The organism is Mucilaginibacter ginsenosidivorax (genome assembly GCF_007971525.1).
In the GTDB taxonomy this organism is placed as follows: domain Bacteria; phylum Bacteroidota; class Bacteroidia; order Sphingobacteriales; family Sphingobacteriaceae; genus Mucilaginibacter; species Mucilaginibacter ginsenosidivorax.
Genome location: NZ_CP042437.1, coordinates 2,634,689 through 2,654,727 on the forward strand (window position 1 = coordinate 2,634,689; position 20,039 = coordinate 2,654,727).

Here is a 20,039-nt window from a genome sequence, read left to right on the forward strand (position 1 = left end):
TAAGAGCGCCCGCCCCATCTCACTAATTAGCACTGTATTTTGGGGTCATGCTCCTAAGGCCGGCAACAGCAAGTAACTTGCCGATACTTACACCCATACCAACTCCGCATAGCTGGCATGGATGTAGCCTTTACCGGCACTAATATTATTCCATTTTTAAGCTTTTACCGGCTGCAGCCTGAATGAAGCTTCGGCCTGTTCTGTTTCCGGCTCAGCCAGGGGTTCGGGCCGGTACAACTGGTGTGGCTGTAGCGGAACATCTGCTTTAATCATAGGACCATCTGCAGCAAGCTCGCTTCCGGGTACTTTTGATTTAAATATAGGCCAAGCCAGCTGTGCGTACCATTGATCGCCCTCATAATGTGATATGCCGTAAGCTTTAGGGTACTGGCGCGAAATATGGGCTGTACCAAAAATGATATCCCACAAAAAGAACATGTTACCAAAATTACCTTTGTAGTAGCCCACCCCATCATCGGTAGTAGCCGCGTGGTGTGCGTGGTGCGTTGCCGGTGTTGATATGGTGCGTTCAAGTATCCAGGCCAATGGATGTAATATTTTGTATTGATAAAACGGCTTATCCCAGGGAATACTTGAGTGTGCCAGTGTGGTAATGGTACCTTTAATACCTTTAACAACCACAGCCGGGATGCCTAAGCCGAGGTAAACCAAAGCGGTTGTTAAATAAGTTTGCGAAAAGAAAATAGTATAAATGATATTTTGCCTGCTGGCCATAGCCATACCCATGTATGACGCAGAGTGGTGCGTACGATGAAAACGCCATAACCATGGCACTTCATGATGCAGGCGGTGGTACCAGTACTGGGTAAGATCATCGGCCACCGCTATGATAGCGCAGCCCCAGAAAAAAGGCACCCAGCTAAAAGTATCTTTAAAACCCGGTAGTATAGCAGGCAATACCTTTAGCCCATAATACGCTACCAGCGGCTTTACCACCAGCTTTGGGATGGTAAAACAGGCAATATCCACCCATTTTTCATTCTTGTTCCAGCGTTTTTTGTAAAGGCCGAATGAAAATTCGAGCACACCGAGTACCAGTACCAAAACGGAAAAACCGTAGCCGTTAAGGTTTTCTATTACTTGTTTTATCTGTTCAATCATTGCTTTGTGGTTGAGTATTTACAGGTTTGTTCTTAATAGTATTTTGTTCTTTATGCTGTTGCTTTTTCTCCCACGGGCGTTGGCCGGTGATATAAAAAGTTGCAAACATGAGCACAATGGGCAGCGCGTAAAGCAGCAGGCTGAGCAACGCGTTTTTTGCTATCCGTATTTTAGTGGCTTGTTCCAGTTTCATAATCGGTTACTTTTGGGTAAGTGGTGAATGCTATTTTAGTTTTTGAGCTTCGCTCCAATAGTTTGCGGGTAAGCCACAGGCCGCCGAAAATGATAATGAAAGGTATCAGGGTTACAATGATGCCAACCAATACCTTTTTCCCGAGCAGGGAAACGTCGTTAATGGTCATAATGAAAATATTTAATGGTAAAGTAGCACCTGATACCGCACAACGATACTTACGCCGGCACAGGCACCTGTTAGTTAAAAAATGAATTCTGTAGTCAGCGAACCGCGCGTAAAATAACGGGAGCTGGAGGAAGGATTAAATCCTTAGGATGCTATATCAACAGCTACAACAAGAAATACAACAGCAGGTAAAAGCAATAGCAGCTGATGGGTAATTAGCAAGGCCGTATTTGGGTAAAAGATCGGGTTGCATGGTGGTTGCTTTTAATGATTTAATTGTTTGTGATTTAATTACAGGGGCAAATATAAAAAAGGATTTGATATATACTACTATTTCTATAGAAATTATATAACATAATTTATTTATTTGCGTTTAAGCCATCAAAACCAAGGATATGCCTAAAAATGGCACTACCTTTGGCTAACCGGCATTTGCTGCTATCAGCCAACTTTTGATGCTGTAATAGCAGCGCGGCCATCCCTCATAATTAATCTTGATTTATAAATTACCAGATAACAGCCATCGTGCATAACAGGGACTTTTGACATCCAAAATAGCCTTAAACAAAATTGTTTTTTTTTGGTTATTTTGGTTCACGATATAAAAATAGCCGGCCCCCCTCATGCAATTAACTGACGAAGAAGATTTACATAATGCTGTGCTCCATGCGCCTATAGGAATTTGCATATTAAATGCCAATTCCCTTGTTGCCGAAATTGTAAACCAGAAATTCCTGGAGGTAGCCGGAAAGCCTTATGAAACTATTTTCGGTCAGTTTTACTGGGATGCCTTTGCCGAGGCCCGGCCCTATTACGAAGATGCCCTGGCCAACGTAGTTAAAACAGGCGAGGCCTATTATGCAAACGAGGTGGAGTTGATGCTGATCAGGCATGGCAGGGAGGAAAGAATCTTCGTTACTTTTGTTTATGCGCCCATAAAAGATGAGGCGGGTAAAGTAAAAAAAGTAGCGGTCTGGGTGCTTGAAAATACCAGCCAGGTAAATGAACGGCAAAATATTGAAGCTGCGCGGGTAGCCTTTAAACGGGAACGCGACCGGCTTAAGAACTTTTTCATGCAGGCCCCGGCAGGTATTTGTATCCTTGACGGCCCGGACTTGGTTTACGAGTTGGTTAACCCGGCATACCAGGAATTATTACCCGGCCGAAGATTATTAAACAGGCCACTGTTTGAAGCGTTACCGGAGTTGGCAGGTACTCCATTGCAGGAGGTATTATTGAATGTTTACCGTACCGGAGAGCCTTATCAAATGAACGAGCTTTTGATACCAATAGCCGAATATGAAGGCGGACCTACAACCAACCGTTATTTTAGTTTTACCTATCAGGCACGCCGCGATGAAAATGACCAGATAGATGGCATCATGGCGTTTGTATTCGAGGTTACCGGGATGATAGAAGTACAGCAGGATTTACGACGGGCCAGGGAACGATCAGACCAGCAAACAAGGGTATATGAAACTATCACTTCTGGTACACCCGACCTGATTTATGTATTTGATTTAAATTATCGCTTTATATATGCCAACCAGGCGTTGCTTTCCATGTGGGGCAAAACCTGGGAAAATGCAGTTGGCAAAGGCTTGCTCGACAATGGCTACGAACCCTGGCATGCAGAAATGCATGAACGGGAGATAGACCAGGTTAAAGCAACCAAACAACCTATACGCGGAGAGGTGTCTTTTCCGCATGCTATTTTAGGCCGCCGGGTATATGATTATATTTTTACACCGGTAGTGAATGAACATGGCGAAGTAGAGGCAGTTGCCGGCACTACCAGGGATATTACCGAACGCAAACTTGCAGAGCAACAACAGGTTGAATACACCAAGGCACTGCAAGCGGTTAATGAAGAAATAGCGGCATCGAACGAGGAACTTGTTACTACCAACGAGGAGTTAATGGCTATGCAGCAGCGACTGGAAGATACCAACCAGGAATTGGCAGCCAGCGCCTCGCGCCTGGGTATGGCTATTGAATCAACCAGCCTGGGCACCTGGGATTATAATCCGCAAACGGGGGAGCTTTACTGGTCAAAAGAATGCCGCGACATTTATGGTGTGCCGCCAGATATACCGGTTACTTTTGCTTTATTTTCGGAACACATTCACCCAAGCGACCGTGATTGGGTACAAAAGGAGATAGAAAAAGCCATCGATCCTGAAAAGGGCGGCCGGTATGATATTAGCTTCCGGATCATTCGTTTTAATAGTGATGAAACCCGCTGGGTGAAAGTACACGGCTCGGTTTATTTTGAATTGGCCCTGGCAACCCGCTTTATTGGCACCGTGCTGGACATTACAGATATGAAAGAGGCCGAAAAGCAAAGTGCCAGGTTGGCCGCAATCATTCAATCGTCAGATGATGCCATTATAAGTAAAACGCTTGACAGTGTAATTACCAGCTGGAACGCGGCTGCAGAACGCATTTTTGGCTATCCTGCTGAAGAAATGGTTGGAGAAAGTATTTATAAACTGATTCCGGAAGACCGCCTTGATGAAGAGCCTCAGATATTGGCTCGTTTAAAATCAGGTGAGCGTGTGCAGCATTTTGAAACAAAAAGACAAACCAAAGATGGCCGCCTGATTGATGTATCACTGACAATCTCGCCCGTTAAAGACCCGCAGGGTAACATTATTGGCTTATCAAAGATTGCCAGGGATATCACCGAAAAGAAACTGGATGAAACACGCAAGAGCGATTTTATAGGAATGGTGAGCCATGAGCTAAAAACACCGTTGACTTCACTTGGCGCTATTATCCAGGTGGCCAATGCAAAACTTGGTAACAGCGCAGATAGTTTCCTGGTGGGTGCCATGCAAAAGGCTAACCAGCAGGTAAAGCGTATGACCGCCATGATCAACGGCTTCCTGAACATTTCGCGGCTGGAATCGGGGAAGATACACATCGAGAAGCAAAATTTTGACATGGAAACGCTCATTGCCGATGTGATTGAAGAAGCTAACTTAACCACCAGTACCCATATAATTAACTATAACCAGCACCAGCCGCTGCTGCTGAGCGCCGACCGCGACAAGATAGGCTCGGTAATATCGAATTTTATAAGCAATGCCATCAAATATTCGCCAAAAGGCAAATATATTGATGTATCCTGCATCGTAAGGGACGGCGAGGTTATCCTTAGCGTTAAAGATGAAGGTATGGGTATTAAACAGGATGATCTTGGTAAGATTTTTGACCGTTATTACCGTGTGGAAACTAACCATACCCGGCATATATCCGGTTTCGGAATTGGTTTATACCTGAGTTCGGAGATTATTGAACGTCATGGCGGGAAGGTTTGGGCGGAAAGTGAAAGCGGAAAAGGTTCTACTTTTTATTTCAGTTTACCCCTGGCGACTTCCTGATGATTTATTACTTTGGAAGACAACATCTTTGGCAAACTAAGCAACACCGAAGTGGTAATAAAAAAGGAGAGGTTTTAGCCTCTCCTTTCTGTTTTAATTAATAACCCGGATTTTGGTACATCTTAACAGGGTTAAGTTTATACTCATCAAACGGGATAGGATAGTAACGGTCTTTTGTACTAAAGTTGGCTACCTGGGCCAAACCAAAATCGGCTTGTTTTTTGGCTTTAAAGTAGGCTACCAACTCATCGGTGGTAAATGTGCGTAACAAATCAAACCAGCGGTGGTGCTCAAAGGCCAGCTCAACGCGGCGCTCATGTAAAATAGCCAGCTTAAGCGTTGGGTATCTTGAAGCATAATCGCTATTGGTCATTGATACAGCATAGGTTGGCATGCCTGCACGGGTACGTACCTGGTTTAAGAAACCTGTAGCAGTTGCTGCATCACCCAGGTAATTATTAACCTCGGCAAGTGAAAGGATTACATCAGCATAGCGCATCAAAATCCAATCGTTACCACCATAGCCATTAACACCGGCGGCGTTACTAACATCCCTGAATTTGGTAACAAACCAATCTTTAACAATAGGGTCATTAGCGTATTTAACGGAGAAGGTCATTCGCGGATCGTTGGTTTCGTACTCGTTGATCAAATCGTGGGTAACATTATAACCCGCGCCCGATGATGGTTTTTGCGAATTGATGGTTTCGCCTTTAGCCTGGAAATTGGCAGCATTTGATGAACTGTAGTTAAGATCGCCCTGGATGTTCACAATCTGGAAGATCAGCTCCGGGCAGGTTGCTTTCTTGCTTACATCAAATACATCGGTATAAGGGATGCTGTTCAGATCGCCAAAGTTACGCATGTTGTAAGCCGCCATTAAGGCCGCCTTGGCGTTGTTTAAATTAGCGGTCCGGTTAGTCTGATCTAAAGTTGTAGCCATAGTAAGGTATGCCTGGCCCAACAGGAAATTAGCGGCTGCTTTTGACGCCCTGCCGGTTGATGCCTGCAGGTTTGGAAGCGGGCTGTTAATAACATCGGTTAAATCGGCTATTATTTGCTGGTAAACCGCATCCTGCTTAACCCTGAAAGTTGAGGCGGCAACATCGGCTGCAGATGATAGTTGTTTGGTTACCAACGGAACGTCGCCCCAAAGGCGCACTAATTCAAAATAAGTAAAAGCTCGCAAAAATTTAGCTTCGGCAGCGTATTTAAGCTTTAGGTTATTATCGGGAAAGCTAACCTGGTCTATGTGCGATAATACTACATTTGCGCGGCTAACCGTGGTATACAGTGATACCCAGTGGGCCTTTAAATAAGTATTACTTGGCAATATAGAAAAGTTGTTGAACTGGAAAGGTTCGCCCGAGTTTGACTGGTTATCGTTAGTACCCGTATCATCTGAACGCTGATCTGTCCACAAATCGCTTCCCTCGCCAACATTGTTACCGCTGCGCATTGATTGATAAATGCCGTTTACAGCCAACAACACATCGTTGGGTGTTTTGTAGCTTGCGTCGACCGTTACCGCGTTGGGGTCGCTTTCATTTAAAAAGTCTTTTTTACAAGACGGGCTTATGGCCACAACCGCGGCAAGGCAGGCAATGGCTAAAAATTTCTTATTCATTTTTATATCTTCTTAAAAAATTTATCAAAAAGTAACGTTTACACCTAAGTTGTATGACCTTACCAGCGGGTAGGTACCATAATCGATACCCGGTGCAAGGTTGGCAGGCTGCGTGCTGTTTGATGCTGCACCAGAGTAGTTATAATCTACATCGGGGTTATAGCCTTTATACTTGGTGATGGTAAACGCGTTAACTACACTTGCAAAAACACGCGCCTTGGTAAGGCCCAAAGTATTTTGCAAAAAGCCCGGCAGGGTATAGCCCAATGTTAAGTTGGTACAACGCAGGTACGAGCCGCTTTGCAGGTAGAAGGTTGATAAACGGGTACTGTTGCTTTGCGTACCGGCCCGTGAAGCGCGGTAAAAAGAGCCATCGCCCGGGTTTTGTGCATTCCTGTACCTGTCGGCTACGTTGGCGTATTGATTGCCCGATCCCTCGCCGTTATACAGGTAATAGTCCTGTCCATCCAGGATCTGGTTTCCGTATGATCCGTTGAAGGCAGCGCTTAAATCAAAATGTTTATAAGTACTGTTTAAGGCAAAACCGTATGTAAATTTGGCATATGGCGAACCGATAATACCTTTATCGGCATCGTTTACAATCCCATCATGATTGGTATCAACAAACCACAGGTCGCCAATTTTGGCGGGATTGGTTTGTGAGGCAGACGGGGCGGTTTTACCTAAATTATCGGCAGTAATTATGCCGCCAACTTTAAAGCCATAAAACATGCCTATTGGCTGGCCTTGTGTAGTAATGCTGGTAAGGTATGAGCGCTCGGCACCGTTAATGATCAGGGTGTTGTTTGACGGCAGCTTAACAACTTTATTGCGGTTTAATGAAATATTACCACTTGCACCAAAGGTGAAATCTTTATTGTTAATAATCTTTCCGTCTACCTGGAAATCAAAACCGCCGTTACGGATTTTTGAATCGCGCAGGTTGGTTAGGATAGTAGTGCTTCCTGATATTGCCGAAATAGGCTGGTTATACAACAGGTTGTATGAATAACTCAGGTAATAGTTGGCAATAATTGAAAGGCGGCCTTTAAACAAAGATATATCGGTACCAAAGTTATACTGCGAGGTAGTTTCCCAGCTTAAGGTATTATCTTTTATCCCGCCAGGGTAGGTTGCAGTAACCGCGCTGTTACCATCAAGCACGGTACCTGTTGGCGTTGCCAGTGTTTGCTGAATAGCGTAGTTAGGAATATTGAAGTTACCGCTTTTGCCCCAGCTTGCACGGATCTTGACGGTTGATTGATCGCCGAGGAAGTTGTGATAAAAGTCCTCGTCAGACAGGTTCCAGCCGGCGGCAACTGATGGAAAATAACCATATTTATTGGCCGGCCCAAAACGTGATGAACCATCGGCACGGAACGACGCAGTTAAAAAGTATTTCCCTGCGTAGTTATAGTTAGCACGGCCAAGATACGATAACAATGTATATTCACTTTTATAGGCGTTGTTTAAAGAAAAGTTAGCTGCCAGTGCGCCTTTGTTTGATATTTCGGGAATGGCATCATTTTGAAAGCCATTTGCTTTTACACTGATATAATCGGCAGAGGTAATCTGCGCGGTGTAGCCTGCCAGGGCATCAAAGTGGTGCTTGCCAATTTGCTTATTATAATTTAAGGTGAACTCGGCAAGCCTGTCAACAGTTACCAGGTTTGAAGCCTGCGCGTTAGCCGCCAAAATTGACTGTTGTGATCCCGGAGGAAAAGCACCACTGCTTAACGTGGTTGGGTAATAATAATCATACTTCTCGGTATAGGTTTCGGTACCCAGGTTAGTTTTAAAGTCAAGATCTTTGGATATATGGTATATAGCGGCCGCGTTGTAATGACCACGGTACCCTTTCCTGTTAATTTTAATACGCTCGGCAAGTGCAACCGGGTTTTCAATACCCTGGTAACCATATTGGGTTGAACCGGCCGCTTCGGCATTGGTGGCTAATGAACCATCGGCATTATAGGCGGGCAGGTAGGGCATATAAATAAGCGCGCCAAGAATTGGGCTGTGGTCAAAACGTCCTTCCTGTGTTTCCTGGTTGGTGTTTTGGGTATAAGCTACGTTGGCCGCAATGTGGATGCGTTTGCTAACATCACCATCAATATTTGCGCGGAAGTTATAGCGCTGCTGGCCGGTACTTTGAATAATACCCGGCTGGTTTTGGTATGAGCCACTCACATAGTAACGGATATCACTTGATGCGCCCGAAAACGACAAGGTGTGTTTCTGCATAAATGTGTTGCGGTACAGTTCATCCTGCCAATCGGTATTTACGGTTTGCTTAATGGGAGTTTGTGTAGCGAAATTATACAAGCCATCGGGGATACTTACGCTACCGGTGTTACCAACATTGGCTACACGGGTTGCGTTCGGGTCAGAATACATGGCATCATTCCAGGTATGGCCGGTGTTTACCCAAAGGTCATGGTAGGCGTTATTACGGCCATCTATTACCAACAGGGCAGCCTGATCGGCATTCAATAGTTTTACTTTGTGGGCCAGCTGGTCAATCCCGGTTTGCACATCGTATTCAAAACGCCCTTTGCCCAATTTACCTTTTTTGGTAGTGATTAATACCACGCCGCCAGATGCCCGCGAACCGTAAATAGCGGCCGATGCAGCATCTTTTAATACATCGATACTTTCCACATCTTCCGGGTTAATATAGATGTCATTTGATGGGTAACCGTCGATAACGTACAGCGGATCAGAACTGGCATTGAACGAGCCGATGCCCCTAACCCTGATTTTGGGGCTGGTATATGGCGCACCGCCTGTTTGCGATACCTGTACACCCGATACTTTACCAACAAGCGCCTGCCCCAATGAAGGAGAAGAAAGATTTAAATCGCTTGATTTTACGCTGGCAACCGAACCGGTAACATCGCTTTTACGGATAGTTTGGTAACCAATGGCTACCACCTCGTTAAGCATGTTGGCCTGTGGTACCAGTTTAACATTTATATTGGCCTGGTCGCCAATGGTTATTTCCTTTGGCAGGTATCCAATAAACTTAAAAACAAGTACAGCACCCGGCTCTGCTGATATGCTGTATTTTCCGCTTACATCTGTTGATGTGCCCTTATTAGTGTTCTTGATCATTACTGATACACCAGGCAGGGGTTGGTTGGTTTCGTCGGTTACGGTACCTGTTATTTGAATTGCCTGGTTAATTGCAATTTTAATAGGGGTTGCGGCGTTTGAGTTAAACGCGGTTGCCATGATCATGAGGCAGATAAAAGGTTTTAGCAAAAACCTTTCAAAAAGATCACGGGTAATCTTTTTATTCATATTTTTAAAAATTGATTGTTAGGAAATGACAGTAAAGCTTTCGACCGCTTTTTAGTTATTTGACAATTATTCCGGGAGCCGTGTGAATGTTAGAGCATTCACCGGTTTCTATGTTTTATCGCCGGCTATCGATGTTAAGTTTAAATTAATGTTACATAGGCATTTAAATTAAAATAGATGTAAGTTTAATATTATCGCAATATTTATTGCGTTGTGATAATATAATATTAATTATAGATTATTAATATTGAAGTAATGGCAACAAAACTAAGCCAGTTATCTTAACATCGGGCTACTTAAATATTAAGTTTGTATTAATAAAAAATGCCGGGCATTTTACGGGGCATCAAATAATCCGGCTTGTTTTAACGGTGTTTTACCAGCTTGTTTTGGTAAAGTTCACGTTGTTTTTTCGCGATGATGTTACGGCAATTCCCTTTTCGTCATCGCCAATAAACGAAAAGCCTTCCAGCTCGTCGGCCCTGTCAATACCATCGACCTGGTTGATGACTACCTGCTTGCCCGCTTCAATCGATTTTTCAAGATCAACATAGGTAAAGCGCCATTGCCGCCCTTCAATTTTATTTTGAATAAGCACCAGCACACCCCTATCGGCTATCCAATGCAGGTTTTGCACCCAGAGTGTGCATGTAAACTTTTTGTAAAGTACACCCGGCTCTTTAGTGTTTGTTGCTTTTGCCAGTTTCGCCGGATCATATAATCTTACTTCATTGCCATGGTCGCCATAATCGGCTGTAGCCACATACCACTTATTATTATATTTAACATATTCAGGGCGGGTGCCTTGTATACAGGCATCATCATCAATGGTATTGAGCAGACTGGCATCTAGCGTACCGGTTTTCAGCAGTGCTTTCCAATCAACACAATAAATAACGGCCCGCCATTTGGTACCTTCGGCGTTAAGGCGGATGGAGTTGCCAATAAAAGTAGGACCAGTACCGTTATAGGCTATCCCCGTAGGGTGATTAATTACATCCTGCCCGTTTTTGGTAAGCTTTACTTCTTTATGCTGATAAACAAGGCTATCTCCCTCCATCTTAAACTCACGGATCATGCCTACCTCCCGGTCTCCGTATAAAAATATGCGGCCTTTTTGGTAGGAGATGCCCTGGCATGCGCCCAAAGAATCGATAGTGATCGAACGTTTAAGTTGATGGTCAATATTACCGGATGTTATGCTCCCGATACCGAATATTAGTGCAGCTATGGTTAAAGTAATTTTTTGCATATGTTGAATGTTTATCGTGGGTCAAGTGGTTCGTCGGGATCAATTTGTTTCGCATCTTCAACGGGGTAATATTCAACCTCGGTTTCCGAGTTCCGTTTGGCCAGTTTGTAGGGCACGTAGTTTAGCTCCTTTTGGCAGCGGGCATCCATCGTCATAATAAAATCTGTTTGCGATTTATCTGTTACCACAATACCGGGCTTATCGGCCGGGATGCCGTATTTATAGATAAGCCTGGCGCTGTTACGCATGTTGGTAGTAGTATGGCGCGCATGCGGCTCAATAATGATGGCATTTTCGGGGATATGCAGGGTTTTCATCAGGTATGCCTTCATTTCTTCGGCTTCGTTATATTTGGTTTTGTAGGGATGCACTTTGCCGCCAGATACGATGATGAACGGAGCTTTACCTAACTTATATTGCTGAACAGCCAACCTGCACCGCAGCATACCTTCGCCACTTAAAGGCGAAGTTAAATTGTCGGGCCCGGCGCCGGGCACCATAATGTTTGAGTAGGGATAAGCAGACCATTTAATGGTTTTTGCCCTTATTACGGCGGCTTTATTCGCCCCGAGTTCCATAGGCTCGTAATTGGCCGGATCCTGCCGCTCATTTATCTGCAGATAAAGCAATGCAGCCTGCATCGATGGCTTAAAAAACAAGCCCGTGTTTTTAACGTCGCCAATCAAAGTAGCAGTAACATCGTACATTAAAGTACGATAAGCCTTTGCATGAACATTGTAACTGATAGAATCTATTTGCGGATAGTTAGGTTTTTTCCCTTCGGCGTATACCGATATCGTATAGTTAATACTGCCGGCATCCTGCTCCCAGGCCTTTTGCAAGAGCTCCACATCGGGCAGTTTTTTATATAAGCTGTACGCACCGGATGGAATCAACTTTGATTTTACCAACTTGCCCAAAGCGTTACCTGGTTTGTAGATAGCGGCAAGGCGCTCAGTTACTACCCGGATCTCTTCATCGGTAAATTTAACAGCAGCAGTTAAGCACGATGCATCAACACAATCGGTAAGAGAAGTATTGAGCTTGCCTAATTTTTGTTGAGCGAGTTGCGCCAGTTGAGAATCGCCCTTAAGTAATAAACCTGCTTCGTTATCCTGCTCAAAAAGGGAGAGCAAATAGTAGTTTTTTACTTCCACATAGTCGGTTGATACTTTTTTTTCGCCGGTTGCAAGGGGCGCCTGGGCGTAATTACTTAACCAACTAAGGCACAGCAGCGATAATACTATAGTTTTTTTCATAGGTGTTTTTTAACAAAGCGTAAAGAAACCCCTCTTAGTTAAACTTAAGATTAACCCCAGGTAACAATCTTATAGATGGTTCTGTCACGGGATCGGCTAAAGTAATTTACGTGTAAAAACTTACCAGATTTGCGATGCCGGCGGTTGACGGATAGCGCGAGTAAATCAACCGGTTTTTTATTAAATTTCAGACTTTACTGGTGTAAAGCGATAACCCGGTTTAATTGCTGTTATATGGAGAGAGACGGATATTGAGGAGTACCGGCGGTGGCTATTCATCCGCAATAAAACTTATAAAAATCAATCTGTTCAATTTCAAGGGAACAACAGTATTGTAGTATACTAATCGTTCAATCCTTTTCCGTCCAGAATTTGGGGTATATATTTATCAACCCTTGCCTCGCGGGTTTTGGATTGTTTTGGGGCAGCAAAATGTAGCAGGTATGCCCTTTGCCGCCCGGGTGTTAATGCTTCAAATGCAGTTTTCAGCATGGGCATTCCATCTAATTTATTTTTAAATTCTTCGGCCATTGCAAATTCATCTGTCTTTTTCAAGCTCACTTTCAAACCCGCTTTTTCGGCTTCAATAGCCTCATAAACGTAGGCTTTAAGGGTGGCTTTTAAAGCCATTATTTCCTGCACGCTGGTAAACCGCACCTGCCGTGCCGCCTGTACATTTTCTGATTGCTGAATCAAAATACCGCTGGCATCATTTAATAAGGCGCCTTTGAAAAATAAAACTGCACAGTATTCTTTAAATACATGTATCAGTACGATGTTATTTTCCTGATAAGTATAACAAGGACAGCCCCACTTCAATTCTTCAGTAAGCCCGCAATCCAAAATGATCAATCTTAATTGCTCCAGTTCTTCGTGCCACTTTTCGCCTTTGTTAAAATAAAAATCAACCTTCGGGTTCATGGTATCTGCTTAATATTGGTTATCAGTTGCTATACAAAATTCACACCTTTAACAAGCCGCGAAAACCCCTTGCGGCATAGTAGGATTCGGCTCCGTTATGGTAAAGAAACACCGTATCGTACCGGCGATCGCAAAACACAGCCCCGCCAAGTTTCCTGATCTCCGCCGGTGTTTTTACCCAACTTGATGTTTTCAAATCAAACTTTCCAAGCTTTTGCAAAGCGCGGTATTCATCTTCTGTCAAAATCCCTATACCCATGGCCTCAGCCACGTCAATAGCGGTATTCTCCGGCTTAAATTCTTTCCGTGCCTCATGCGCCGCCCTGTCATAACACAAACTTCTGCGACCTTTAGGGCTTTCGGCCGAGCAATCATAAAAAATGTATTCGCCTGTATTTTTATCAACGCCAACAATATCCGGTTCGCCGCCGGTTATTTCCATTTCATTAAGCGACCATAACTTTTCGGCATTTGCCTGTAGTTTCGCTTGCACAACGGCCCATTCGATACCTTCATGACGGTTCATGTTTTTTTCAAAACGAGCCTTCAATAATGCGAGTAATTCCCCGCTCTTTTCTGCTGATAGATTAGCGTTCATACAATTCTTTTTTTATGGGTTAACTGAAATCAATTTCCTGTCTGCAGGCCTGAAATACCAGGATACTATCGTTAGCACCAGCAATAACAACGATGGAAATATCTCTTTAACACCATCGCCCGATGCCAGATGTGAAAATATTGCACCTGTCATCACAAAGAAAAAGCCTGCATAAGCCCATTCTTTTATCAATGGCAATTTAGGAATAAGCACGGTTACAACTCCCAAAAATTTCCAAACGCCTAATATTGTTAACAGGTAAACAGGATAACCAAGGTGCGCTATACTATCTGCACCGCCCTGCCCTTCTTTCATTTTTAGCAGCTGCACTATCCCGGTTGATATCATCCCTAATGCAAGCCAGATAGTTGCAACCCAATAGATAATTTTATTGCGCTTTGTCATGATGTATATTGTTTAATTTTCTCAACGTGTTTTCTAACCGGTTATGTGCCATGTTAAGTCCCTGGGCAAAAGGAAGCTTCAGCATTTGGTCTCTGTCTTCAACTGATTTATATACGATACGCATGTTAATCTTACTGGTAGCATCGGTGAGTTGTTCAAATTCCAAAAACTCAAGCTGAACAGGAAAAGGTGTATTTTCCATTTCAAAAGTCCGGGTGATTTTCTGGTTGGGAACAAACTCGTGAATCACCCCGTTGGCCCTGAAAACTACATTTCCTTTTGCATCTGATGTTTCAAACTGCCAGCTACCGTGCTTTTTACCTTCAAGCTTCAATACTTTAGTCCCCATCCATTGCTCCACTATTTCAGGCTCAATGTGGGCCTTAAAAAGTAATTCCAGCGGTAAATCAAACTCCCTTGTAATTACCAGGTACTGTTTGCCGTCTTCGGCATTAATCTTGGTTTTAAGTTCCATAATAGGCTATTTTTTTTGTTGATAGTTTTTCATGATATCTTCCAGTTTGTTAAACCTGTCATCCCACATCTGGCGGAACGGCTCAATAAAATCGGCTATAGCTTTCATTTTTTTGGCGTTAATATGATAGTAAATTTCTCTGCCTGTTTGCTCCTGGCCAAGCAATTCACATTCGGTAAGTATTTGTAAGTGCTTTGAAACGGTTGGCCTTGCCGTATTAAAGTTTGAGGCTATGGCACCGGCAGTCATCGATTGTGTGGCAACCAACAAAAGTATAGCCCTTCTTGTCGGGTCGGCTATGGCCTGGAATACGTCTCGTCTTAAATTCATCATGTAGCTATTTGACTACAAATATAAATGTAGTTATTTAACTACGCAAATTTTTGTTTATTTATTTGTCATTTGCAGCACTTTTTGCAATTTCTGATATGTGTGAGATAAAAGCATCTGCTGCATGATCAAACCCCAAATCCTTTTTTTGAATTTGCGTAGTTTATTTAAGCGCTAAAACCTTCTTGTTTTAAATATAACCTTGCTTGCCAATTACACGTTAAAAACTAAAAAATTAATTCCCTGCCCTCTAATTAACTGGTTTATACATGGAAAATGTTTCTTTCACAAATATGCTTACAGGCAATGGAATACAAACAACTATCAGCGGCAGCCTGGAGATCAGGGATTCCGCTGAAATAAAAAATGAATTTTTGTTGCTTCTTGCCAATCATGACCATGTTGAGCTACATTTTAAAAACATTGATAAAATAGACCTCACAGCATTACAACTGCTCATGGCCTTATCCCGGAGCGCGTCTGACCATGGCAAAAAAGTCCACTACATTTTTGAACCAACGGCGTACATCAGCGAAGTGTTAAATAATTCAGGGTTTAACAAATTCATATCAGTTTAATGAACAGCGCAGGAAAAACAGTGCTATTGGTTGACGACTCCGAAATGGTGATAAGGCTAACAAGCTTTATGCTTAAAAGTGCAGGCTACAAAGTTTTAACCAGCTGCGATGGTGAAGATGCATTAACGCAATTTGATAAAAAGAATATTGACCTCGTTATCACCGATCTGAACATGCCTAATAAAGATGGCCTGCAGTTAATTAACGAGATAAGGAACATGCAGTATTATAAATTTTTACCTGTTGTGTTGTTTGTTTCAGATAGTACAATCAGCATTCGGGAATATATCAAAACCTCTGGCGCAACGGTGTTATTGAGTAAGGATGCTCTTAAAGAAAAACTGGTTTCAACTGTAAAAAAAATAATAGGATAATGGACCAATACAAGCAAAACTTTAGCGAAGATGCCATGGAGGTGATAGCCGACATGGAAAAAAGCTTGCTTTTAATGGAAACCTGCCCCGATGATGCCGAGTTGATACAGCAGGTTTTCAGAGCCATGCACACCCTAAAAGGAAATAGTTCGATGTTTGGGTTTAAGGCAATTACAGAATTCACCCACCATCTTGAATCAATTTACGAGCACATACGCAGCGGGCAGAAAAAAATCTCCAAAGAAATCATCGACATCACACTTGATTCGCTTGATCATTTAACTTATTTGGTAAAAAATGAAGGTGAATTAGACGCTCAGCGTCAAAAAAACCATAAAAACCTTACGGTAAGGGTTGTAACGGTTTTGAAGAATATTTTAGACGAACCCAACGTTGAAAGCAATTTATTTGCCACAACTGTTCAAACATCAGCACCAGAAAATGCTGGGTTAAAAAACTACCATATCGTTTTTGAACCCTATAACGAAATATTTTACAACGGAACCAATCCTGTTTACCTGTTAGAGGAATTGCAAACACTGGGTAACTGTACCATTATTCCAAATATCGATAGTATTCCTTCCTTGCAGGACATCGAGCCCACGTATTGCTATACTTCCTGGGATATTTACCTGGCCACCAACGTTAGTATTGACACCATCAGGGAGGTGTTTGTTTTTGTTGAGGGCCGGTGTAAGCTCGAAATTAATTTATTGCCCCAGTCCGAAGAGCCGCTGGTACAGCAAAATGAAAACACAGATTATCCTGACGAAACTATCAAAGATATTTTGCCGGCTGTTTCAAAAACCACAGTAACAGAAACGGGCAAAAAAAATGTAATATCAAGTATTAGGGTACCCTCAGAACGGCTGGATAACCTGATGAGTCTTGTAAGCGAGTTGATGACCTTACAAGCTAAACTTGGCACACTTACCGACCAAAATCCGCAGTCGGAATTATTGGCGGTGACCGAAAGCCTGGAAAAAATATCAACCAGGCTTAGGGATAACGCATTCAGTATGTGCCTTGTGCCTATCAAAAACATGCTAAACCCCTTCAACCGCCTGGTTAGGGACCTGGCGAATGAACTGAATAAAGAAATAGACTTTGTTACCGAAGGTACCGATACCGAACTGGATAAAAACATTATGGAAGGCCTGGCCGATCCGATAATGCACCTGCTCAGAAACAGCATTGATCATGGCATCGAATACCCGGACGACAGGGTTAAGGCCGGTAAAAAAAGGCATGGCCAAATTTTATTTAAAGCATTTTGTGCCGGGGTTAATGTTTACATCGAAATTCAGGACGATGGAAAAGGCATCGACCCTCAAAAAATAAAGGATAAAGCCCTACAAAAGGGCATTATAAGTAAAGATGAAGTGCTTAGCGAAAAAGAGATTTTCAACCTTATTTTTCTGCCAGGGTTTTCAACGGCCGAACAGGTAAGCGAAATATCGGGTCGGGGTGTAGGGATGGACGTAGTAAAACGAAAGATTGAAGACATCAGGGGCCAAATTAAAATCACTTCCCAGCTAAACATCGGCACAACTATTACTATAAAACTACCCATTACGGTATCTATAATTGATGGCCTGCTGGTAAAAATTAATGATGTTTCATTTGTTATTCCGCTGGCAGCTGTCGATAGGTGTTTTGAAGCACCCGCCGTACAGCAATTAAACCGCTTCAATAACCTCATTATACTTGATGGCGAACAAATCCCTTTTATCAGTTTAAGCGAAGAATTCGACGGCAAAGAAAACCTGTCGGGTTCGCAGGAAATTATATTAGTATACTACGATGAAAGAAGAGTTGCCTTAATTGTCGACAATATTGTTGGGAAGTTTCAGGCCGTATTAAAACCGCTTGGGCGATATTTTCAAAACATGGATCATATTTCGGGAGCAACAATACTTGGCGATGGCAAAATTGCCCTTGTGTTGGATACCAATAAAGTTATTGAGGAATACTTACACCAAAAACGCCTTGCAACATGTCAATAAAACTGCAAACACAATCGTATTTAACGTTTAAACTTCAAAACGAGCTTTTTGCTATAAACGTGGGCGACGTATTGGAGATTTTAGAAATGAGCCCCATTACCAACGTTCCCAAATCGCCTGCATTTATGAAGGGTGTAATTAATTTACGGGGTAATATTTTACCCGTAATGGATGCCCGCAACAAATTTGCCATGCCCGATGCCGAATTTACCATTGATACCTGTATTGTGGTATTGAATATCGATAGCGGAAAAGAACCCTTGCTGGTAGGCGCCATTGTTGATTCGGTACAAAAAGTAATTGATATCCCGGATGAGGACATCCAGGTTTCAGCAAGTATGGGCGCCATGTACCGCGAAGATTTTATAACCGGCATTGGAAAAGTAGAGGATAATTTTGTCATGATATTAAATATCGACAAGGTTTTCTCGGCCGATGATGTATATGCTATTACTGAAAGTTAATTTTAAAACGTTACATAATGTTACAAAACATAAAAGTTTCGGCCAAACTTTACATCCTGGTTGGTGTACTGTTCCTCACCATTGGTGCAGTTGGCGTTACCGGGCAGCTTAATTTAAAGGATGTAAACGCATCGCTCCAAACGGTATTTGAAGACCGGGTAGTATGCCTTAAACAACTAAAAGTTGTTTCGGATATGTACCTTATTAATATTAAAGGCGTTACCCAGCAAATAAATGATGGCAGTATTAATTTTAAAACCGGCAAAAAGAGAATATCAAAGGCCCAAAAAGAAATTAAAGCTAATTGGGCGGCATACGTAGCAACCGGCGCTATTCCCGAAGAAAAACAACTATCGGCCCAAACGGCAGAGTTGATGAGCAATGCCGACGAATCGCTAGAGACCCTTAAAGTTCTTATGGACAAAGAGGATAAGCCCGCTTTCGCATCCCTTGCCCTCAGCGATGTTAACCCCAAAGTTGATTCTATCCTCAACAATGTTAATACGCTTGTTGATATCCAGGTTTCAGTAGCCAATGACGAATACAAAAATGGTCAAATTGTGTATTCAACGGCTAAAACCCATGCTTATACTGTTATATTTCTGGGCATAACTATTTCGTTATTACTTGCTTTTTTTATTATTAAAAACATCAACAGCATTGTTGCCAGGCTTAAAGACCTGGTTTCGTACGCGCAGGTAGCTTCAGAAAATATTTCGTCGGCCAGCTCACAAATGAGTTCATCGGCGCAGCAAATGTCTGAGGGGGCTACGGAACAGGCAGCATCGGCCGAGGAGGTTTCGTCATCAATGGAAGAAATAGTATCAAGTATACAGCAAAACACCGAAAACGCTTTACAAACCGAAAAAATAGCGTTAAAAGTTGTTGAAGATATTGTTGAAGGCAACAAGGCGGTTAATATTACCGTACAATCTATGAAAGAGATTGCCGAGCGGATTTCAATTATTGGAGATATTGCCCGCCAAACCAATCTTTTGGCGTTAAATGCTGCTGTTGAAGCCGCAAGGGCCGGCGATAACGGCCGGGGCTTTGCAGTTGTAGCCGCCGAAGTAAGGAAGCTTGCCGAACGTTGTCAAACGGCTGCACATGAAATTAACAACCTGTCTAAATCAGGCGTCACCATTGCCGAAAGGTCGGGAAAATTACTTGATTTGATTGTGCCCGAAATTCAGAAAACGTGCAAACTGGTACAGGAAATCAGCCTCTCGAGTATGGAACAAAACACCGGGGCCAATGAAATTAATAATGCATTGCAGCAACTAAACCAGGTTATACAACAAAACGCGGCAATTTCTGAAGAAATGGCTGCAAGTTCGGAAGAATTATCGGGCCAGGCCGAGCAGTTGAAAGATATTGTAAACTTTGATTCCGGAACCGATGTTAAATCGCGCATGGATTTACGGCGTGCAACGGCTATAAAACCATATCAGAAAACTTTTAACGGCAACAATTACGCTGTTAAGAAAACAAAGCCGGCAGTTGAATACCCTCATAAAGGTATCAGGATAGATATGAATGGTAAGGATGCGATAGACGAAAAATACGAAAAATATTAAA

General features: G+C 42.9%; 18 protein-coding genes. 6 read left to right on the forward strand and 12 right to left on the reverse strand.

Annotated features, from left to right (window positions below):
- Positions 1 to 156: 156 nt before the first annotated feature.
- Genes FSB76_RS10910 through FSB76_RS10920 form a run of 3 tightly spaced genes read right to left on the reverse strand, consistent with a single transcriptional unit; the run spans position 157 to position 1,484 of the window.
- The gene (locus tag FSB76_RS10910; protein ID WP_147053606.1) at positions 157 to 1,122 is read right to left on the reverse strand and encodes a sterol desaturase family protein; all 966 of its coding nucleotides are present in this window, start codon (positions 1,120 to 1,122) and stop codon (positions 157 to 159) included.
- Positions 1,115 to 1,315: a hypothetical protein gene (locus FSB76_RS10915; protein WP_147053607.1), complete on the reverse strand. Its 201-nt coding sequence runs from the start codon at positions 1,313 to 1,315 to the stop codon at positions 1,115 to 1,117. Before FSB76_RS10915 ends, FSB76_RS10910 begins: the two co-directional genes overlap by 8 nt.
- The gene (locus FSB76_RS10920; RefSeq protein ID WP_147053608.1) at positions 1,293 to 1,484 is read right to left on the reverse strand and encodes a hypothetical protein; all 192 of its coding nucleotides are present in this window, start codon (positions 1,482 to 1,484) and stop codon (positions 1,293 to 1,295) included. Before FSB76_RS10920 ends, FSB76_RS10915 begins: the two co-directional genes overlap by 23 nt.
- A gap of 622 nt (positions 1,485 to 2,106) precedes the next feature.
- Between FSB76_RS10920 and FSB76_RS10925 the strand changes: the two genes are divergently transcribed.
- Positions 2,107 to 4,869, forward strand: coding sequence for a PAS domain-containing protein (locus FSB76_RS10925; RefSeq protein WP_147053609.1), 2,763 nt, complete (start codon positions 2,107 to 2,109; stop codon positions 4,867 to 4,869).
- Positions 4,870 to 4,966: 97 nt separating this feature from the next.
- Here the strand turns inward: FSB76_RS10925 and FSB76_RS10930 are convergent, their stop codons facing one another.
- From FSB76_RS10930 to FSB76_RS10970, 9 genes are all read right to left on the reverse strand, one after another.
- Positions 4,967 to 6,496 (reverse strand): RagB/SusD family nutrient uptake outer membrane protein, encoded by a 1,530-nt coding sequence (locus tag FSB76_RS10930; RefSeq protein WP_147053610.1) that lies wholly within the window; start codon positions 6,494 to 6,496, stop codon positions 4,967 to 4,969.
- A 24-nt stretch (positions 6,497 to 6,520) separates the two neighbouring features.
- A complete protein-coding gene (locus tag FSB76_RS10935) occupies positions 6,521 to 9,799 on the reverse strand; it encodes a SusC/RagA family TonB-linked outer membrane protein (protein WP_147053611.1) in 3,279 nt (1,092 codons plus the stop codon).
- A gap of 376 nt (positions 9,800 to 10,175) precedes the next feature.
- A complete protein-coding gene (locus tag FSB76_RS10940) occupies positions 10,176 to 11,051 on the reverse strand; it encodes a hypothetical protein (protein ID WP_147053612.1) in 876 nt (291 codons plus the stop codon).
- 11 nt (positions 11,052 to 11,062) lie between these two features.
- On the reverse strand, positions 11,063 to 12,310 hold the full coding sequence (locus tag FSB76_RS10945) for a YdcF family protein (RefSeq protein WP_147053613.1): 1,248 nt from the start codon (positions 12,308 to 12,310) through the stop codon (positions 11,063 to 11,065).
- 342 nt (positions 12,311 to 12,652) lie between these two features.
- A complete protein-coding gene (locus tag FSB76_RS10950; RefSeq protein ID WP_147053614.1) occupies positions 12,653 to 13,231 on the reverse strand; it encodes a YdeI/OmpD-associated family protein in 579 nt (192 codons plus the stop codon).
- A gap of 40 nt (positions 13,232 to 13,271) precedes the next feature.
- On the reverse strand, positions 13,272 to 13,829 hold the full coding sequence (locus tag FSB76_RS10955) for a DUF4256 domain-containing protein (protein WP_147053615.1): 558 nt from the start codon (positions 13,827 to 13,829) through the stop codon (positions 13,272 to 13,274).
- Between the two features lie 12 nt (positions 13,830 to 13,841).
- Positions 13,842 to 14,234: a DoxX family protein gene (locus tag FSB76_RS10960; protein ID WP_147053616.1), complete on the reverse strand. Its 393-nt coding sequence runs from the start codon at positions 14,232 to 14,234 to the stop codon at positions 13,842 to 13,844.
- A complete protein-coding gene (locus FSB76_RS10965) occupies positions 14,218 to 14,709 on the reverse strand; it encodes an SRPBCC family protein (RefSeq protein ID WP_147053617.1) in 492 nt (163 codons plus the stop codon). Before FSB76_RS10965 ends, FSB76_RS10960 begins: the two co-directional genes overlap by 17 nt.
- Before the next feature lie 6 nt (positions 14,710 to 14,715).
- A complete protein-coding gene (locus FSB76_RS10970; protein ID WP_147060947.1) occupies positions 14,716 to 15,039 on the reverse strand; it encodes an ArsR/SmtB family transcription factor in 324 nt (107 codons plus the stop codon).
- Positions 15,040 to 15,308: 269 nt separating this feature from the next.
- Here FSB76_RS10970 and FSB76_RS10975 point away from each other — a divergent pair, with 269 nt between their 5' ends.
- Genes FSB76_RS10975 through FSB76_RS10995 form a run of 5 tightly spaced genes read left to right on the forward strand, consistent with a single transcriptional unit; the run spans position 15,309 to position 20,038 of the window.
- A complete protein-coding gene (locus tag FSB76_RS10975; protein WP_147053618.1) occupies positions 15,309 to 15,617 on the forward strand; it encodes an STAS domain-containing protein in 309 nt (102 codons plus the stop codon).
- Positions 15,617 to 15,991, forward strand: a complete 375-nt coding sequence (locus FSB76_RS10980) for a response regulator (RefSeq protein ID WP_147053619.1) — start codon at positions 15,617 to 15,619, stop codon at positions 15,989 to 15,991. The genes FSB76_RS10975 and FSB76_RS10980 overlap by 1 nt, the downstream gene beginning before the upstream one ends.
- On the forward strand, positions 15,991 to 17,997 hold the full coding sequence (locus FSB76_RS10985) for a chemotaxis protein CheA (RefSeq protein ID WP_147053620.1): 2,007 nt from the start codon (positions 15,991 to 15,993) through the stop codon (positions 17,995 to 17,997). The genes FSB76_RS10980 and FSB76_RS10985 overlap by 1 nt, the downstream gene beginning before the upstream one ends.
- Positions 17,988 to 18,461: a chemotaxis protein CheW gene (locus tag FSB76_RS10990; RefSeq protein WP_147053621.1), complete on the forward strand. Its 474-nt coding sequence runs from the start codon at positions 17,988 to 17,990 to the stop codon at positions 18,459 to 18,461. Before FSB76_RS10985 ends, FSB76_RS10990 begins: the two co-directional genes overlap by 10 nt.
- Before the next feature lie 17 nt (positions 18,462 to 18,478).
- Positions 18,479 to 20,038, forward strand: a complete 1,560-nt coding sequence (locus FSB76_RS10995) for a HAMP domain-containing methyl-accepting chemotaxis protein (RefSeq protein ID WP_147053622.1) — start codon at positions 18,479 to 18,481, stop codon at positions 20,036 to 20,038.
- Position 20,039: the final 1 nt, after the last annotated feature.

Bases quoted from the DNA above. Each gene is read 5' to 3' on its own strand.
- FSB76_RS10985 (WP_147053620.1), top strand. From the start codon at position 15,991: ATGGACCAATACAAGCAAAACTTTAGCGAAGATGCCATGGAGGTGATA.
- FSB76_RS10965 (WP_147053617.1), bottom strand. From the start codon at position 14,709: ATGGAACTTAAAACCAAGATTAATGCCGAAGACGGCAAACAGTACCTG.
- FSB76_RS10980 (WP_147053619.1), top strand. From the start codon at position 15,617: ATGAACAGCGCAGGAAAAACAGTGCTATTGGTTGACGACTCCGAAATG.
- FSB76_RS10920 (WP_147053608.1), bottom strand. From the start codon at position 1,484: ATGACCATTAACGACGTTTCCCTGCTCGGGAAAAAGGTATTGGTTGGC.
- FSB76_RS10990 (WP_147053621.1), top strand. From the start codon at position 17,988: ATGTCAATAAAACTGCAAACACAATCGTATTTAACGTTTAAACTTCAA.
- FSB76_RS10960 (WP_147053616.1), bottom strand. From the start codon at position 14,234: ATGACAAAGCGCAATAAAATTATCTATTGGGTTGCAACTATCTGGCTT.
- FSB76_RS10975 (WP_147053618.1), top strand. From the start codon at position 15,309: ATGGAAAATGTTTCTTTCACAAATATGCTTACAGGCAATGGAATACAA.
- FSB76_RS10910 (WP_147053606.1), bottom strand. From the start codon at position 1,122: ATGATTGAACAGATAAAACAAGTAATAGAAAACCTTAACGGCTACGGT.
- FSB76_RS10940 (WP_147053612.1), bottom strand. From the start codon at position 11,051: ATGCAAAAAATTACTTTAACCATAGCTGCACTAATATTCGGTATCGGG.
- FSB76_RS10930 (WP_147053610.1), bottom strand. From the start codon at position 6,496: ATGAATAAGAAATTTTTAGCCATTGCCTGCCTTGCCGCGGTTGTGGCC.
- FSB76_RS10955 (WP_147053615.1), bottom strand. From the start codon at position 13,829: ATGAACGCTAATCTATCAGCAGAAAAGAGCGGGGAATTACTCGCATTA.
- FSB76_RS10935 (WP_147053611.1), bottom strand. From the start codon at position 9,799: ATGAATAAAAAGATTACCCGTGATCTTTTTGAAAGGTTTTTGCTAAAA.
- FSB76_RS10915 (WP_147053607.1), bottom strand. From the start codon at position 1,315: ATGAAACTGGAACAAGCCACTAAAATACGGATAGCAAAAAACGCGTTG.
- FSB76_RS10995 (WP_147053622.1), top strand. From the start codon at position 18,479: ATGTTACAAAACATAAAAGTTTCGGCCAAACTTTACATCCTGGTTGGT.
- FSB76_RS10950 (WP_147053614.1), bottom strand. From the start codon at position 13,231: ATGAACCCGAAGGTTGATTTTTATTTTAACAAAGGCGAAAAGTGGCAC.
- FSB76_RS10970 (WP_147060947.1), bottom strand. From the start codon at position 15,039: ATGAATTTAAGACGAGACGTATTCCAGGCCATAGCCGACCCGACAAGA.
- FSB76_RS10945 (WP_147053613.1), bottom strand. From the start codon at position 12,310: ATGAAAAAAACTATAGTATTATCGCTGCTGTGCCTTAGTTGGTTAAGT.
- FSB76_RS10925 (WP_147053609.1), top strand. From the start codon at position 2,107: ATGCAATTAACTGACGAAGAAGATTTACATAATGCTGTGCTCCATGCG.